This is a genomic window from Armatimonadota bacterium (genome assembly GCA_031459855.1).
GTDB classification, from domain to species: Bacteria; Sysuimicrobiota; Sysuimicrobiia; order Sysuimicrobiales; family Humicultoraceae; genus Fervidifonticultor; species Fervidifonticultor primus.
Map to the genome: position 1 here is coordinate 717,745 of JAVKHP010000001.1, position 14,478 is coordinate 732,222.

The 14,478-nt window shown below is 71.9% G+C and carries 16 protein-coding genes; 12 read left to right on the forward strand and 4 right to left on the reverse strand.

Annotated features, from left to right (window positions below; all coding sequences use genetic code 11):
* The 5 genes from nifJ to QN157_03280 all read left to right on the forward strand — a co-directional run bounded on the left by nifJ (position 1) and on the right by QN157_03280 (position 5,887).
* On the forward strand, positions 1-3,612 hold the full coding sequence (gene nifJ, locus QN157_03260; protein ID MDR7554603.1) for a pyruvate:ferredoxin (flavodoxin) oxidoreductase: 3,612 nt from the start codon (positions 1-3) through the stop codon (positions 3,610-3,612).
* 19 nt (positions 3,613-3,631) lie between these two features.
* A complete protein-coding gene (locus tag QN157_03265) occupies positions 3,632-4,657 on the forward strand; it encodes a dihydroorotate dehydrogenase-like protein (protein MDR7554604.1) in 1,026 nt (341 codons plus the stop codon).
* A gap of 41 nt (positions 4,658-4,698) precedes the next feature.
* Positions 4,699-5,085: a cupredoxin domain-containing protein gene (locus QN157_03270; GenBank protein MDR7554605.1), complete on the forward strand. Its 387-nt coding sequence runs from the start codon at positions 4,699-4,701 to the stop codon at positions 5,083-5,085.
* A 147-nt stretch (positions 5,086-5,232) separates the two neighbouring features.
* Positions 5,233-5,445: a hypothetical protein gene (locus QN157_03275; GenBank protein MDR7554606.1), complete on the forward strand. Its 213-nt coding sequence runs from the start codon at positions 5,233-5,235 to the stop codon at positions 5,443-5,445.
* A 133-nt stretch (positions 5,446-5,578) separates the two neighbouring features.
* Positions 5,579-5,887: a hypothetical protein gene (locus tag QN157_03280; protein MDR7554607.1), complete on the forward strand. Its 309-nt coding sequence runs from the start codon at positions 5,579-5,581 to the stop codon at positions 5,885-5,887.
* A 62-nt stretch (positions 5,888-5,949) separates the two neighbouring features.
* Here QN157_03280 and QN157_03285 read toward each other — a convergent pair whose 3' ends face one another.
* From QN157_03285 to QN157_03300, 4 genes are all read right to left on the reverse strand, one after another.
* The gene (locus QN157_03285; protein MDR7554608.1) at positions 5,950-7,275 is read right to left on the reverse strand and encodes a citrate synthase; all 1,326 of its coding nucleotides are present in this window, start codon (positions 7,273-7,275) and stop codon (positions 5,950-5,952) included.
* A gap of 52 nt (positions 7,276-7,327) precedes the next feature.
* On the reverse strand, positions 7,328-7,831 hold the full coding sequence (locus QN157_03290; GenBank protein MDR7554609.1) for an OsmC family protein: 504 nt from the start codon (positions 7,829-7,831) through the stop codon (positions 7,328-7,330).
* A 92-nt stretch (positions 7,832-7,923) separates the two neighbouring features.
* A complete protein-coding gene (locus QN157_03295) occupies positions 7,924-8,154 on the reverse strand; it encodes a DUF2892 domain-containing protein (protein MDR7554610.1) in 231 nt (76 codons plus the stop codon).
* Positions 8,155-8,227: 73 nt separating this feature from the next.
* Positions 8,228-8,902: a Crp/Fnr family transcriptional regulator gene (locus tag QN157_03300; GenBank protein ID MDR7554611.1), complete on the reverse strand. Its 675-nt coding sequence runs from the start codon at positions 8,900-8,902 to the stop codon at positions 8,228-8,230.
* Positions 8,903-9,105: 203 nt separating this feature from the next.
* Between QN157_03300 and QN157_03305 the strand changes: the two genes are divergently transcribed.
* From QN157_03305 to nrfD, 7 genes are all read left to right on the forward strand, one after another.
* Positions 9,106-9,330, forward strand: a complete 225-nt coding sequence (locus QN157_03305) for a hypothetical protein (GenBank protein MDR7554612.1) — start codon at positions 9,106-9,108, stop codon at positions 9,328-9,330.
* The gene (locus QN157_03310; protein ID MDR7554613.1) at positions 9,327-9,653 is read left to right on the forward strand and encodes a hypothetical protein; all 327 of its coding nucleotides are present in this window, start codon (positions 9,327-9,329) and stop codon (positions 9,651-9,653) included. The genes QN157_03305 and QN157_03310 overlap by 4 nt, the downstream gene beginning before the upstream one ends.
* Before the next feature lie 267 nt (positions 9,654-9,920).
* Positions 9,921-10,400, forward strand: a complete 480-nt coding sequence (locus tag QN157_03315; GenBank protein MDR7554614.1) for a hypothetical protein — start codon at positions 9,921-9,923, stop codon at positions 10,398-10,400.
* Positions 10,397-11,572 carry a molybdopterin-dependent oxidoreductase gene (locus QN157_03320; GenBank protein MDR7554615.1) on the forward strand — a complete coding sequence of 392 codons (1,176 nt, stop codon included), beginning with the start codon at positions 10,397-10,399 and terminating at the stop codon, positions 11,570-11,572. The genes QN157_03315 and QN157_03320 overlap by 4 nt, the downstream gene beginning before the upstream one ends.
* 114 nt (positions 11,573-11,686) lie before the next feature.
* Entirely contained in the window at positions 11,687-12,775 is a 1,089-nt protein-coding gene (locus tag QN157_03325; GenBank protein ID MDR7554616.1) for a molybdopterin dinucleotide binding domain-containing protein, read from the forward strand.
* A 2-nt stretch (positions 12,776-12,777) separates the two neighbouring features.
* The gene (locus QN157_03330; protein ID MDR7554617.1) at positions 12,778-13,389 is read left to right on the forward strand and encodes a 4Fe-4S dicluster domain-containing protein; all 612 of its coding nucleotides are present in this window, start codon (positions 12,778-12,780) and stop codon (positions 13,387-13,389) included.
* Entirely contained in the window at positions 13,386-14,435 is a 1,050-nt protein-coding gene (nrfD, locus tag QN157_03335) for an NrfD/PsrC family molybdoenzyme membrane anchor subunit (protein MDR7554618.1), read from the forward strand. Before QN157_03330 ends, nrfD begins: the two co-directional genes overlap by 4 nt.
* Positions 14,436-14,478 lie beyond the last annotated feature (43 nt).

A 14,478-nucleotide genomic window follows, 5' to 3' on the forward strand; every position in this document is an offset into this window, starting at 1 on the left:
ATGGCACCCAGCACGGCGACCGCCATGGTCACCCTCGACGGCAACGAGGCCGCCGCCTCGGTCGCCTACCGCCTGAGCGAGGTCATCGCCATCTACCCGATCACCCCCTCCTCGCCCATGGGCGAGCTGGCCGACGAGTGGGCGGTCGCCGGGCGGCGCAACCTGTGGGGCCAGGTCCCCGAGGTGATCGAGATGCAGTCGGAAGGCGGCGCCGCCGGTGTCGTGCACGGCGCGCTCCAGGCCGGCGCCCTGGCCACCACGTTTACCGCCTCCCAGGGGCTGCTGCTGATGATCCCCAACATGTACAAGATCGCCGGGGAGCTGACGGCGTTCACCATGCACGTGGCCGCCCGCACCGTGGCCACCCACGCGCTGTCGATCTTCGGCGACCACTCCGACGTCATGGCGTGCCGCCAGACGGGCTTCGCCATCCTGGCGTCGGGGTCGGTGCAGGAAGCGGGCGACCTGGCCTGCATCGCCCACGCCGCCACGCTGCGCAGCCGCGTGCCGTTCCTGCACTTCTTCGACGGGTTCCGCACCTCCCACGAGATCAACAAGGTGGCGCCCGTCGACGACGCGACCCTGCGGGCGATGATCCCCGACGAGCTGGTCGAGGCGCACCGTCGTCGCGCGCTGTCGCCCGACCGCCCGGTCGTGCGTGGCACCGCCCACAACCCCGACACCTACTTCCAGGCCCGTGAGGCGTGCAACCCCTTCTACCTCGCCTGTCCCCAGCACGTGCAGGACGCCATGGACCGCTTCGCCGCGCTGACGGGCCGGCAGTACCACCTGTTCGACTACGTGGGCCACCCCGAAGCCGACCGCGTGGTGGTCCTCATGGGCTCGGGGGCCGAGACGGCCCACGAGACGGTGGAGTGGCTGGTGGCCCGCGGCGAGCGCGTCGGCGTGGTCAAGGTGCGACTGTTCCGGCCGTTCTCGGCCACCGACTTCGTGGCGGCGCTGCCGCCCACGGTGCGCGCCATCGCCGTGCTGGACCGCACCAAGGAACCCGGAGCGCCCGGCGAGCCCCTCTACCTGGACGTGGTCGCGGCCCTCTACGAGGCCACCACCGACGGTACGGCGGCCCGGCGGCCGATGCCGCTCGTCATCGGCGGCCGCTACGGGCTCTCGTCCAAGGAGTTCACCCCGGCCATGGTGGCGGCCATCTTTGCCGAACTGGCCCGACCGGCGCCCCGCCGCCGCTTCACGGTGGGGATCACCGACGACGTCACGGGCCTGTCGCTGCCCTACGACCCGGCGCTGGACATCGAGCCCGCCGACGTGACCCGCGCCGTCTTCTTCGGCCTGGGCGCCGACGGCACCGTGAGCGCCAACAAGAACTCCATCAAGATCATCGGCGAGGAGACCCCGCTGTTCGCCCAGGGCTACTTCGTCTACGACTCCAAGAAGTCGGGGTCGATGACGATCTCGCACCTGCGCTTCGGCCCGCGGCCGATCCGCTCGACCTACCTGATCCAGCGGGCCAACTTCGTTGCCTGCCACCAGTGGGCGTTCCTGGAACGCGTGGACGTGCTCCGCTACGCGGCGCCGGGCGCGGTCGTCCTGCTCAACGCCCCGTACGGCCCCGACGCGCTCTGGGACCACCTCCCCCGCGAGGTGCAGGAGCAGATCGTCGAGCGCGGCCTGCGGGTCTACACCATCAACGCCAGCGACGTGGCCCGCCGGACCGGCATGGGCGGCCGCATCAGCACCATCATGCAGACCTGCTTCTTCGCCCTCTCGGGCGTGCTGCCGCGCGAGGAGGCCATCGCCAGGATCAAGGACGCGATCCAGAAGGCCTACGGGCGCAAGGGCGACGAGGTGGTCCGGCGCAACTGGCAGGCGGTGGACGAGACCCTGGCCCACCTCCACGAGGTGCCCGTGCCCGGGCGCGTCACCGCCACGCGCGGCCGGCCGCCCGTGGTGCCCGCCCACGCCCCCGACTTCGTCCGCCGCGTGACCGCCGTGATGCTGGCCGGCCAGGGCGACCTGCTGCCCGTCAGCGCCTTCCCGCCCGACGGGACCTGGCCGGTGGGCACCAGCCGCTGGGAGAAGCGCAACATCGCCCAGGAGATCCCGGTGTGGGATCCTGCCATCTGCATCCAGTGCAACAAGTGCGTCTTCGTCTGCCCGCACGCGGTGATTCGTGCCAAGGTGGTGCCTGCCGCCGCCGTGGACGGCGCGCCGCCCACCTTCAAGACCATGCCGTTCCGCAGCCACGAGCTGCTCGATCACGTCTACGCCCTGCAGGTCTCGCCCGACGACTGCACGGGCTGCAGCCTGTGCGTCATGGTGTGTCCGGCCAAGGACCGCACCAACCCCCGGCACAAGGCGCTGGCCATGGCCCCCCAGGCGCCGCTGCGCGAGGCCGAGCGGGCCAACTGGGAGTTCTTCCTCACGCTGCCCGACCTCGACCGCACCCGGGTGCGCCGCCACGACGTCAAGGACTCCCAGTTCCTGGAACCGCTGTTCGAGTTCTCGGGCGCGTGCGCGGGGTGCGGCGAGACCCCCTACCTGAAGCTGCTCACCCAGCTGGTGGGCGACCGGCTGTTGATCGCCAACGCCACGGGCTGCTCGTCGATCTACGGCGGGAACCTCCCCACGACGCCCTACGCGGCCAACCGCGACGGCCGGGGGCCGGCGTGGTCCAACTCCCTGTTCGAGGACAACGCCGAGTTCGGGCTGGGCTTTCGCCTGGCGATCGATCAGCTGACCGCCGAGGCCCGGGCGTTGCTCGAGCGCCTGGCGCCGGCGGTGGGCGCCGACCTGGCGGCGGCGCTGCTGGCCGCCGACCAGCACGACGAGGCGGGCATCGCCGCCCAGCGGGCGCGGGTCGCCACGCTGCGGGAGCGGCTGGCCGGGCTCGACGACCCGGCGGCGCGACGCCTGGACGTGCTGGCCGACTACCTGGTGCGCAAGAGCGTGTGGATCGTCGGCGGCGACGGGTGGGCCTACGACATCGGCTACGGCGGCCTCGACCACGTGCTGGCCAGCGGGCGGGACGTCAACATCCTGGTGCTCGACACCGAGGTGTACTCCAACACCGGCGGCCAGCAGTCGAAGGCGACCCCGCGGGGCGCGGCGGCCAAGTTCGCTGCGGCGGGGAAGCCCACCGCCAAGAAGGACCTGGCGCTGATGGCCATGGCCTACGGGCACGTGTACGTCGCGCAGGTGGCGTTCGGCGCCAAGGACACCCAGACGCTGCGGGCGTTCCTCGAGGCCGAGAGTTACCCCGGCCCGTCCCTCATCATCGCCTACAGTCCGTGCATCGCCCACGGCTACGACCTGGCCTTCGGCGCCGAACAGCAGAAACTGGCGGTGGAGACCGGCTACTGGCCGCTGTTCCGCTACGACCCCCGGCGGGCGGCCGAGGGCAAGAACCCGTTGCAGCTCGACTCGGGCCCGCCGAAGGGCGACCTGGCCCGCTTCACCTACAACGAGACGCGCTTCCGCATGGTGGAGGCCATCGACCGCGAGCGCGCCCGCCGCCTGCTGGACGCCGCGCGGAACGACGTGCGGGCCCGCTGGCGGATCTACGAGCAGCTGGCGAAGCTGCCCGCCGCTCCGGCGGAGGAGCCGGCGGCCCCCCGCGCGGGCAGCGCCGCCGACTGAGGACCGCGGAGTCGCCGCCGTGGACCTGACGACCACCTACCTGGGCTTCCACCTCCCGCACCCGCTGATGCCGGGCGCCTCGCCGCTGGTGGACGACCTGGACACCGTGCGCCGGTTGGAGGACGCCGGGGCGGCGGCCATCGTCATGCACTCGCTGTTCGAGGAGCAGATCCTCCAGGAGCAGCTGGCGACGCACTACCACATGGAGACGCCCGCCGAATCGTTCGCCGAGGCGCTCTCGTACTTCCCGCGGCCCGGCGAGTTCGCGCTGGGGCCCGAGCAGTACCTCGACCAGATCCACCGGATCAAGCGCCTGGTCTCCGTGCCGGTCATCGCATCGCTCAACGGGCACACGCCGGGCTGGTGGACCGACTACGCGCGCCGCATGCAGGAGGCGGGCGCCGACGCCATCGAGCTCAACGTCTACCACGTGGCGACCGACCCGGCCGAGCCCGCAGCGGCCGTCGAGCGCCGCACCCTCGACGTCCTCCAGGCGGTCAAGGCCAGCGTCACGATCCCCGTGGCGGTGAAGCTCTCGCCGTTCCACTCGTCGCTGGCGCACCTGGCGGCCGCGCTGGACGCCGCCGGGGCCGACGGGCTGGTGCTGTTCAACCGGTTCTACCAGCCCGACATCGACCCCGAGGCCCTGGAGGTGGTGCTGCACCTGGAGCTGTCCACCAGTGCCGAGCTGCTGTTGCGCCTGCGCTGGCTGGCGATCCTCTGCGACCACGTGCGCGCGTCGCTGGCGGCCTCGGGCGGCGTGCACACCGCACGGGACGCCGTCAAGGCCATCATGGCCGGCGCCCACGCGGTGCAGATGACCTCGGCGCTGCTGCGCCACGGGCCCGAGCACCTGGCGGTGGTGCGCCGCGAGCTCGAGGCCTGGATGCACGACCACGGCTACGACAGCGTGGCCCAGATGCGGGGGAGCCTGAGCCTGCGACGCTGTCCGGACCCGGCGGCGTTCGAGCGGGGGAACTACGTCCGGCTCCTGCAGACTTGGCACCCCGAGACCACCGGGTGGCCGTCGCGGCCGCGCGTGTGAACGGTCGCCGGCCGCACTATGCACCGACGCAGGTGTCGTCCATGAGATGCACGGTGTGGCTCCTCATCGTTGCCCTTGTGGGCGCCGGCGGATGCGCCGGCCGTGCCCCGCAGCCCGCGCCCACGCCCACCGCAGGGCCGCCACGGGTCGGCGGCGTGATCACCATCCTCATGAAAGACAACTTCTACGAGCCGTCCAGCGTCGAGATCACCGCGGGCGTCGCGTACGAGTTCGTGACCCCCAACCAGGGCACGACGGTGCACAACTTGGTGATCCAGGGCGTCGAGGGCGGCGACATCACCTCCGACATCGCCGTCAATCCGGGACAGACGAGCCGGTTCACGGTGAGGATCGATCGCCCGGGCACCTACAGGATGCAATGTACGTACCATCCGGAGATGACCGGGGAGCTGCGGGTGGTGCGATGACGCGGCTGCCGCCGCGCGGGTGCGTAGCCGATACCACGCGCCGCGCCGGGGCCGGCTCCTGCTGGAGCAGGGCGCAGGCCGGGAGTGCGAGGGTTGCACGCCTCGGTATAATAGATCTGTAGGGGATGCCCGACGAGGCGGAGGCCCATGGTGGTCGCGACCCAGGAGACGACGAAGACCCGACCGGCGCCGGTGACCGTCCGGTGCCCGGCCTGCGGCGCCGAGGCGCTGGTCACCCCTGCTGTCGGTGAGATCGTGGCCGTGTACCACCTGTGCCCGCGCCCCGACGGTGAACGACGTCCCCCCGCGTTGACCCGCATGGAGGTCTCCCCCCTTCCGCCACCGGAGACGAGATCCTGATCGTCACGCCGCACGGCGGCGTCGGCGCCTCTTCGCCGCCGATCTTGGCATCGACCTGGCGTCCGGGCAGGAGCAGGAGCGGTTCAAGTGGTTCCTGGCCTGCCTGCTGTTCGGCAAACCCATTCAGCAGACCGTGGCGCGGCGCGCCTACGACGAGTTCGTGCGGGAAGGCCTGACCAGTCCCGACGCGATCCTGGCGGCCGGGTGGGACCGGCTGGTCGCGGTGCTGGACCGCGGACACTACGTGCGCTATGACTTCTCCACGGCCACCAAGCTCCTGGAGGTGTGCGCCGCCCTCAAAGAGCGGTACGGCAGCGTGACCGGGCTGCTGGCCCAGGCGACCGGCCCTCGCGACCTCGCCCGGCGGCTCCAGCAGTTCAAGGGGGTCGGCCCGGTCACGGCGCGCATCTTCCTGCAGGGCCTGCGCGGCACGTGGCCGTAGCGGCCACGGTGGGCGTCGACGCGGTCCGTGGCCCCCGCGGGGGCGTCAGGGGCGCACCTGCTTCAGGCCGCCTGCCCCCGCCCCCGGGCCTCGATGGGCACGTACTCGCGCACGTCGGGCCCCACGTAGAGCTGACGGGGGCGGCTGATCTTCTGCTCGGGATCCCGTAGCAGCTCCTCCCACTGGGCCAGCCAGCCCGCGGTGCGCGGGATGGCGAACAGCACCGGGAACATCTCCACGGGGAACCCCATGGCCTGGTAGATGATCCCCGAGTAGAAGTCCACGTTGGGGTACAGCCGCCGCGTGACGAAGTAGTCGTCCTCCAGCGCCACGCGCTCCAGTTCCAGGGCGATCTCCAGCAGCGGGTTGACCCCCGTGACCGCGAACACCTCGTCGGCGACCCGCCTGATGATCCGCGCCCGCGGATCGTAGTGCTTGTAGACACGGTGACCGAAGCCCATGAGCAGGACCTCACCAGCCTTGACCCGCCGCAGGTATGCGCCAACCCGATCCTTGCTGCCGATCTCCTGCAGCATGCGCAGCACCTGTTCGTTGGCGCCCCCGTGCAGGGGCCCGTACAGCGCGGCGGCCGCGCCGGCCAGGGCCACGTAGGGATCGGCGTGGCTGCTGCCGATGCCCCGCATGGCGTTGGTGCTGCAGTTCTGCTCGTGGTCGGCGTGCAGGATGAACAGTACGTCCAGCGCCCGCTCCAGCACCGGGTGCGGGGTGTACTTCACCTCGGTGGTCTTGAAGAGCATGTTGAGGAAGTTGCCGGTGTAGGAGAGATCGTTGTCGGGATACGCGTAGGGGAGGCCCCGGCTGTGCCGGTACGCGAACGCGGCGATGGTCGGCATCTTGGCGATCAGACGGACGATCTGCTTGCGCCGCACCGCCGGGTCGTGGATCTGCTTGGCCTCGGGGTAGAACGTGGACAGCGCCGCCACGGTGCCGATGAGCATGCCCATCGGGTGCGCGTCGTAGTGGAACCCGTCCAGGAACTTCTTGATGGATTCGTGGATGAACGTGTGGTGCGTGATCTCGTGGGTCCAGGCGTCCAGCTCGGCCCGCGTGGGCAACTCGCCGTGCAACAACAGGTAGGCGACCTCGAGGTAGGTGGCCCGGTCGGCCAGCACCTCGATGGGGTAACCGCGGTAGCGCAGGATGCCCCGCTCGCCATCGATGAACGTGATGGCGCTCCGGGTGGATGCGGTGTTCAGGAACGCCGGATCGTAGGCCATCAGCCCGAAGTCGTCGTCGTCGACCCTGATCTGGCGCAGGTCGCTGGCCCGTATCGCCGCGCCGTAGCGCGGATAGGTGCCGTAGACGATGGGGAGCTCGTAGGTCCTCCCGGTGCGGTTGTCGGTGATGGTCAACGTGTCCTTGCCCATGGCCGTCCCACGCCTCCCGGGGCCCGTGGCGGCTGTGTCGCCGCGGGGCGTATCACCTGTCAGTGTACGCCGTCGGTCCACCCGCGCCTATCCGGTCCCGGCCCGATTCCCCGGCGCCCGACGCCTCCCGGACCTCGAGCGCGACGTCCACCGGCACACCGTGCCGGACGCTCTCGGTGACGATGCAGTAGTCTTCGAAGACCTGCTGGCAGCGCCCGACCGCGCCCTGCTGCGCGGGATCGATCCCGTCAACGGCCATCGTCACCTGCAACCCGCTCACCCGCCATCGGCCGCGCGCGTTGCGCCGGATGGTCGCGGTCACGGTCGTGCGAACGCGGGCCCCATCGACCCTCGCTTTCCGCAGGCAGAACAGCAGGCTGCTGGACAGACAGTGCCCGACGGCGACGGCCAGCAGGCGGGCCGGGTTGGGCCCCGTGCCCTGCCCGAGCGGCGGCGCCTCGTCGACCACGAGCGCCCACTCGGGCCGGTCCATCTCCACCGCGAACCGATAGCCCTCCTCCAGGGTCAGCCGGACGGTGGCCTGCAGTTCGTCCATCGCATCGCCCTCGTCTGCGCCCCGGGCGGGGGTGCGTCGGTGTCCGCCGTACCCTGACACCCGCTGGCACCCCCGCCCCGTTGCGATCCCCGCTACCTACGCGTGGCGCGAATCGCCGCCCCGCCGAATGGACGGCCAAAGAGCGGCGCGAACAGGCAGAAGTCCAGCAACCCTGCCAGGAGGGGCACTGCCCCTACCACGGCCACAGCGATCCCGGTCCCGCCGCCCAGGCGCAGCAGCCCCCAGGCGATCAGGGCCGCGCCAGCCACGATGCGGAGCAGGCGGCCGGCGGGCGAGGCCATGAACCCCACGAATCCCTCCATTGGTCCCATCCCCCTCGACAGCGTGTCTTCGCCTTCACTGTAGAGGGGCAGCGGGACGCCGTCGGTGACATGGTCACACAGCCGCGCGCTGCTGCAGCCCCGCGACGTCCACGATCTCGACGAGACCGCGTCGGGTCCGGACGAGCCCCTGGCGCGCGAACTCCTCCAGCACGCGGCTGACCACTTCCCGCGAGGTGCCCAGTTCCGCCGCGATCTGCTGGTGGGTCACCCGGACCGGGTTGTGCCCCCGGGCCCGCGTCAGCAGCCAGGCGGCCAGACGGGTATCCAGCCGGCGGAAGGCCACCTGGTCCAGCACGTCCAGCAGGCTGGCCAGCCGCTGCGCCAGCATGTCGAACACGAAGTCGCGCCACAGGTCGAACCGGTGCACCCAGCGGCGGAACGTGTCCGCCGGCACCAGCACCGCCTCGGCGTCCTGCTCGACGGTCGCGATGGCGGGAAAGGTCCTGCGGTGGAGAATGGCGCTCGCCGTAAGCACGCACGACTCGCCCAGGCCGAACCGGTAGAGGGTGATCTCGCGACCGGACTCCCCGATCTTGTAGACGCGCACCCTCCCCGACAGCAGCAAGGCGATGGCCTCCACCCGATCGCCCTCGGCGAAGACGTCGCTGCCGGCGGGCAGGCGCACCAGCGTGGCCGCCTCCCGGAGCTCGCGGACCAGCTGCGGGTCGGCGCGGCGCAGCACGGGCAGGGCGCGCACCACGCGGGCGTAGTCGTGGTCGTCGATCATCGGCAGACGCCCGGTCCGACGGACGGGCGGTAACCGGCAGCGCGCAGTCACCCCCCGGCGCGCGGCCCCCTCAGCGAGTACGACGGGTGTCTTGGGGATCCTGCCCGGGCGCGCAGGTGGGTGCAGGCGGTTGTGGCCTCGCACGCGCCGCTCTACGATGGACGCGATGGCCATCAGCAGGTCCGATCTCCTGGCGCTCGTACGTGGCACAGGTCTTCGCGCGGGAGTTCCTGGCACCGGCTGCATGGGACGTCCGCCTTCGCGACACGGGGTGTGTCGTGGTGCGAGCGGGACAGGGCGTGTACCAGGTGCGTGGGCCGGTGCCGCTCTTCGTCGTCACCAGCCGGCGCAGCCTCGTCGCCAACCTCGGCCAGTGTCTGCGGCGAGCCCATCGGGCGGCCAGCGAGCGCGTGGAGGTGCAGCGGTGAGCCTCTGGCGCAGGCTTGGGGCCTTCCTGCGGGCACGGGCACCGACGGAAGACGACACGGCCATCGTCTTCTACGTACGGTGCGACCGGTGCGGCGAGGTGATCGCCGTGCGGGTGGACCGCCGCTGGGACCTCGTACAGGAGTTCGACGATGGCATCGTCGGGTACTCGCTGCACAAAGAGGTCCTGGGCAGCCGGTGCAATCGCCTGCTGACCGTTCGTATGACCTTCGACCGTCACTACGCGCTCGTGGAGCGGGAGGTCGAGGGAGGGCGGTTCGCGACGCGCGAGGAGTACGACGCCGCCCGTACCCAGAGGGGGTAGGCCGCCGCCCGCCTCCGGGCGGCCGGACACACCGCGTGACGCGGCGGGACGCGCCTGACCGGACGACCCCGCGGGCGGCCACCTGCTGCGGTTCGCCCGGACGGCGCGCCTCCCTGCCGTGATGGGCCGCTGCGCCAGGGCGGCGCCGGCGCCATCGAGCGTCCACCTGCGGACCGCCCCCGGTGCTGTCGGGAAAACTGCGCCCGACCTTTCCAGGAATCCCTGATTTTCGCCACCGCCCAGGGGCGCCACCATGGGAGCGGTGACGTGGCCGTGGCGTTCCGCCTGCTGATTGCCGAACCCCATCCGGAGCTGCAACAGACGGTCGCCGAAGTCGTGGCGGCGGCCCGGTCGCTGCTCCCGCTGGACCTCGAGGTGGCAGACGCCGCGACCCCCGCCGAGGTCCGGGCCCGCGTGGCCACCTGGCGGCCTCACGCGGTGCTGCTGGACTGGGACATCGCCGTGGACGCCACGCCGCGGTTCGTGGACGAGATGTGCCACCACACGCCGGACCTGCGCGTCCTGGTGCTGCTGCCTGCCAGCGAGTCCCAGTACCGCGCCGCCGTGTGGGACGCCGGCGCCTGTGCCGGCATCCCGCGCGACCGCATGGACGGCGAGTGGCTGGCCACTGCCGTCTGCCTGGTGCGGCGGGCGATGGAGCGGGAGCGGGGCCTGTGGCACCGGGCCGTCGCCCGCTGCCCGGTGCTGCGCGAGCTGCCGCAGGACCTGGAGGTCGGTGCCCGATGAAACTGTCGCGGCGCGAGTTCCTGATCGTCACGGGCAGCACGGCGGCCGTGGCCGCCGCGGCGTCCGCGCCCGCGGTGCGCCGCCTGCTGCCGCCCAGGCGGCGGTTCTGGTACCAGCAGCCCACCACCGCGGTCCCCACGGTGTGCGAGATGTGCCTGTGGCGGTGCGGGGCGATCGCCTACGTGGGCGGGGGCCGGGTGTGGAAGCTCGAGGGCCATCCCGACAACCCCAAGTCCAACGGCCGGCTGTGCGCCCGGGGCCTGGGTGGAATCGGCGAACTCTACGACCCCGACCGACTGCGGTGGCCGCTGATCCGTACCGGCGCCCGCGGCGAGGGGAAGTTCCGCCAGGCGACGTGGGACGAGGCCCTCGACGTCACGGCCAGGGCGTTGCTGCGCATCAAGGAACAGTACGGGCCGGAATCCGTGGCGTTCTTCGGGCACTACGCGGGCGACCGCTGGTTCGTCGACTACCTGGCCCCGGCGTGGGGCTCGCCCAACGCCGCCAAACCGTCGGTCGGCATGTGCACCACCCCGCGCGAGGTGGCGGCGCTGCTGACCTTCGGCCGCCCGCTGGGCGGGCACGAGCCCGTGGACTGGGAGCATACCCGCTACATCGTGCTGCTCGGTACCCACATCGGCGAGAACGCCCACAACACCATGATGCAGGAGTTCGCGGCCGCACGCGCCCGGGGCGCGAAGGTCGTGGTGGTGGATCCCCGCTTCTCGACGGTGGCCGGCAAGGCCGACCGCTACCTGCCCATCAAGCCCGGCACCGACACTGCGCTCCTGCTGGCGTGGCTGCACGTGCTGGTGACCGAGGAGCTCTACGACCGGGACTACGTCGCTCGCTGGACGGAGGGCTTTGAGCAGCTGGCGGCCCACGTGCGGCCGTTCACGCCCGCCTGGGCCGCGGCCATCACCGAGCTGCCGGCCGAGGTCATCGCCGAGGTGGCCCGCGACCTGGCGCGCTACCGCCCGCGCGCGGTGGTGGTGCCCGGCCGGCACGTGGTCTGGTACGGCAACGACACCCAGCGCCTGCGGGCGCTCTACCTGGTCAACGTCCTGCTGGGCAACTGGGGGCGACCCGGGGGCTTCTACATCCCCGAAGCGCCCTACGTCGACGAGTACCCGCTGCCGCCCTTCCCCATCGGCTCTGAGGCCGGGGGCTGAGCGGGCCCGACGGCCTCCGGTCCGGAGGTCCCCGCAGGACGGAAGCCCAGGGCCGACGGCGGTCGCACCCGGTTCCTGCGCGGCGGGATCGCGATCCAGGAACTGATCGAGCCGATGATCACCGGGAAGCCGTACCCGATCAAGGGCCTGGTCACCTACGCCGTCAACCTGTTCCACTCGCTGCCCAATCCGGCCCGCACGCGCCAGGCGCTGGACGCCCTGGACTTCCACGTGGTCATCGACATCCTGCCCCAGGACCACCTGCGCTGGGCGGACGTGGTCCTGCCCGAGTGCACCTACCTGGAGCGCTACGACGACCTGATCACGGTGGCGCACAAGCGGCCGTTCATCGCCCTGCGCCAGCCGGTCGTATCACCGCTGTACGACACCAAGCCTGGGTGGTGGATCGCGCGGGAGTTGGGCCTGCGCCTGGGGCTCCAGCAGTACTTCCCCTGGACCACCATCGAGGAGTACCTGGAGCAGCGGCTCAACTCCATCGGGCTGACGCTCGAGGAACTGAAGAAGACCGGTGTGCACGTGCAGAAAGGCAGGCCCTACCTGGAGGACTGGACGACCCGCTCACCGTTCCCCACGCCGAGCGGGAAGATCCAGCTCTACTGCGAGGAGCTGGCCCGGGCGGGGCTGGACCCGCTGCCGCGATACGAACCGATCCCGGAGCCGCCCGAAGGCTACTTCCGCCTGCTGTACGGCCGTGCGCCCGTGCACACCTTCGCCCGCACGCAGAACAACCCCATCCTGGCCCGCTTCATGGAGACCAACGAGGTCTGGGTGAACCGCCAGGCGGCCGCCGCCCTGGGCCTGCGCACCGGCGACCAGGTCATGCTGGTCAACCAGGACGGCGCCCGCAGCGGTCCGGTGACGGTACGCGCCACGGCCCGGATCCGGCGCGACTGCGTCTACATCGTCCACGGCTTCGGGCACGATGCGCCGGGCATGCGCCGCGCCCACGGCAAGGGCGTCTCGGACACGGCGCTGCAGACCCGCTATGCGCTCGATCCCATCAGCGGCGGCGCGGGCCTGCGGGTCAACGTCGTGCGGCTGGAGCCGGTGGGGACCTCCGGCGGGGCGACGCGGCGGCGGCCAGCCGTGCAGGATCGGAGCGCGACGGCGCCAGCGGCCACCCCGGCGCGCCGGGCTGCAGCGGCAGCCATCACGCCGCGGGACGCCGACGGGAGGCGCTGACGATGCCACGCTACGGCATGGCCGTCGACCTCGACCGCTGCATCGGGTGCCAGGCGTGTGCCGTGGCGTGCGCCGTCGAGAACCAGGTGCCCGAGGGGTTCTTCCGGCGACGGGTGGGCGAGGTCACAACGGGCGACGACCCCGCGACGCTGCGCCTGACGTTCCTGCACCTGCAGTGCTACCACTGCGAGCGTCCGCCGTGCGTGCCGGTCTGCCCCACGGGGGCCACCTACGTCACCCGCGACGGCCTCTGCCTGGTGAACTACGACATCTGCATCGGGTGCCGGGCCTGCGTGACGGCGTGCCCCTACGGCATGCGCTACCCGCATCCGCGTGGCGTCGTGGACAAATGCTCGCTGTGCGACCACCGCATCGCCGCCGGACGGCTTCCGGCGTGTGTCGAGGCCTGCCCGACGCGCGCGCTGGTCTTCGGCGACCTCGACGATCCCGCCAGCCCCCTCCGGCAGGCCATCGCCGCGGCCGCGCGCGTGGAGGTCGACCGACCAGAGCTGGGGACACGGCCCAAGTTCTTCCTCCTCAACGGCCGGGTGAGCCTGCCGGAAGCGCGTGGCGAGGGCATGCCCGCTCAGGCGGCGGAGGTGACGGGACGATGACCGTTGTGACCGCGACGGTGCCATCGAGCGGTTGCCGCCGCAGGGGCGCTGCGGCGTCCGCAAGCGCCGCGGTGATGGCGGCGGTCGGCGGCGGGGTCGCGCCGGCGGTCGAGCGCCACGGCGACGTGTTGAACACGCACCTCGACCTGTGGGGCTGGGAGGTGGCCGCCTACCTGTTCCTGGGCGGCCTGGCGGCCGGCCTGCTGATCGTCGCGTCGTGGGCGGTGCTGGCCGGGCGGCGCCGCGAGTACCTGCCCGCGGTGCGCGTGGCGACCCTGCTCGTCCCGCCGCTGATCGGGGCAGGACTGGTGCTGCTGTGGCTGGACCTGGGGAGCAAGCTCACGCCGTTCTGGCTGTACGTCACCCTGCGGCCGACCAGCCCGATGTCGTGGGGGGCATGGATCCTGCTGGCGGTTCTCCTCACCTCCTCCCTGGCGGCGATCCCTGCCCTCCTCGCGATGCGGGCCCGCGCGAGCGTCCCCTGCAGGCTCCCGCGACTCCACCGCGTTCTGGAGCACGTCGGGCGGTGGGCAGCCCGACACGGACGGTGGCTGGCGTGGATCAACCTGTGGCTTGGCGTGGGCCTGGGCCTGTACACCGGCATCCTGCTGGGCACCATGGTCGCGCGACCGGCCTGGAACAGTCCGATGCTCGGACCGCTCTTCCTGGCCTCGGGGCTCTCGGGTGCCGTGGCGCTGCTGCTCCTGCTGCGCCCGCGCGGCCCGTGGGCGCCGGTGTTCGTACGGGCAGAGGTGGGTCTGCATGCGACCAAGCTGGCCCTGCTGGGCCTCTACCTGACCGGGCTGGCGACCTCGGGCGCCGCCCCCCAGGCTGCGGCCGCCGCCCTCGTGCGCGGGGTGTGGGCGCCGGCGTTCTGGACCCTCGTCGTCGGCGCTGGCATGGCGGTCCCGCTGGCGGTGGGACTGCGCGAGGTGACGGTGCACCGCTGCCCGCGGCGGCTGGCCGTGGCTTCGTGCACGCTGGCGCTGGCAGGCGGCCTGGCGCTGCGCGTGGTGTTGGTCTACGCGGGCCAGCACGGGCTGTGAGGGGCGGGCGGCGGTAGCCCGTGGAGGCTGAGAGCGCCCGGCC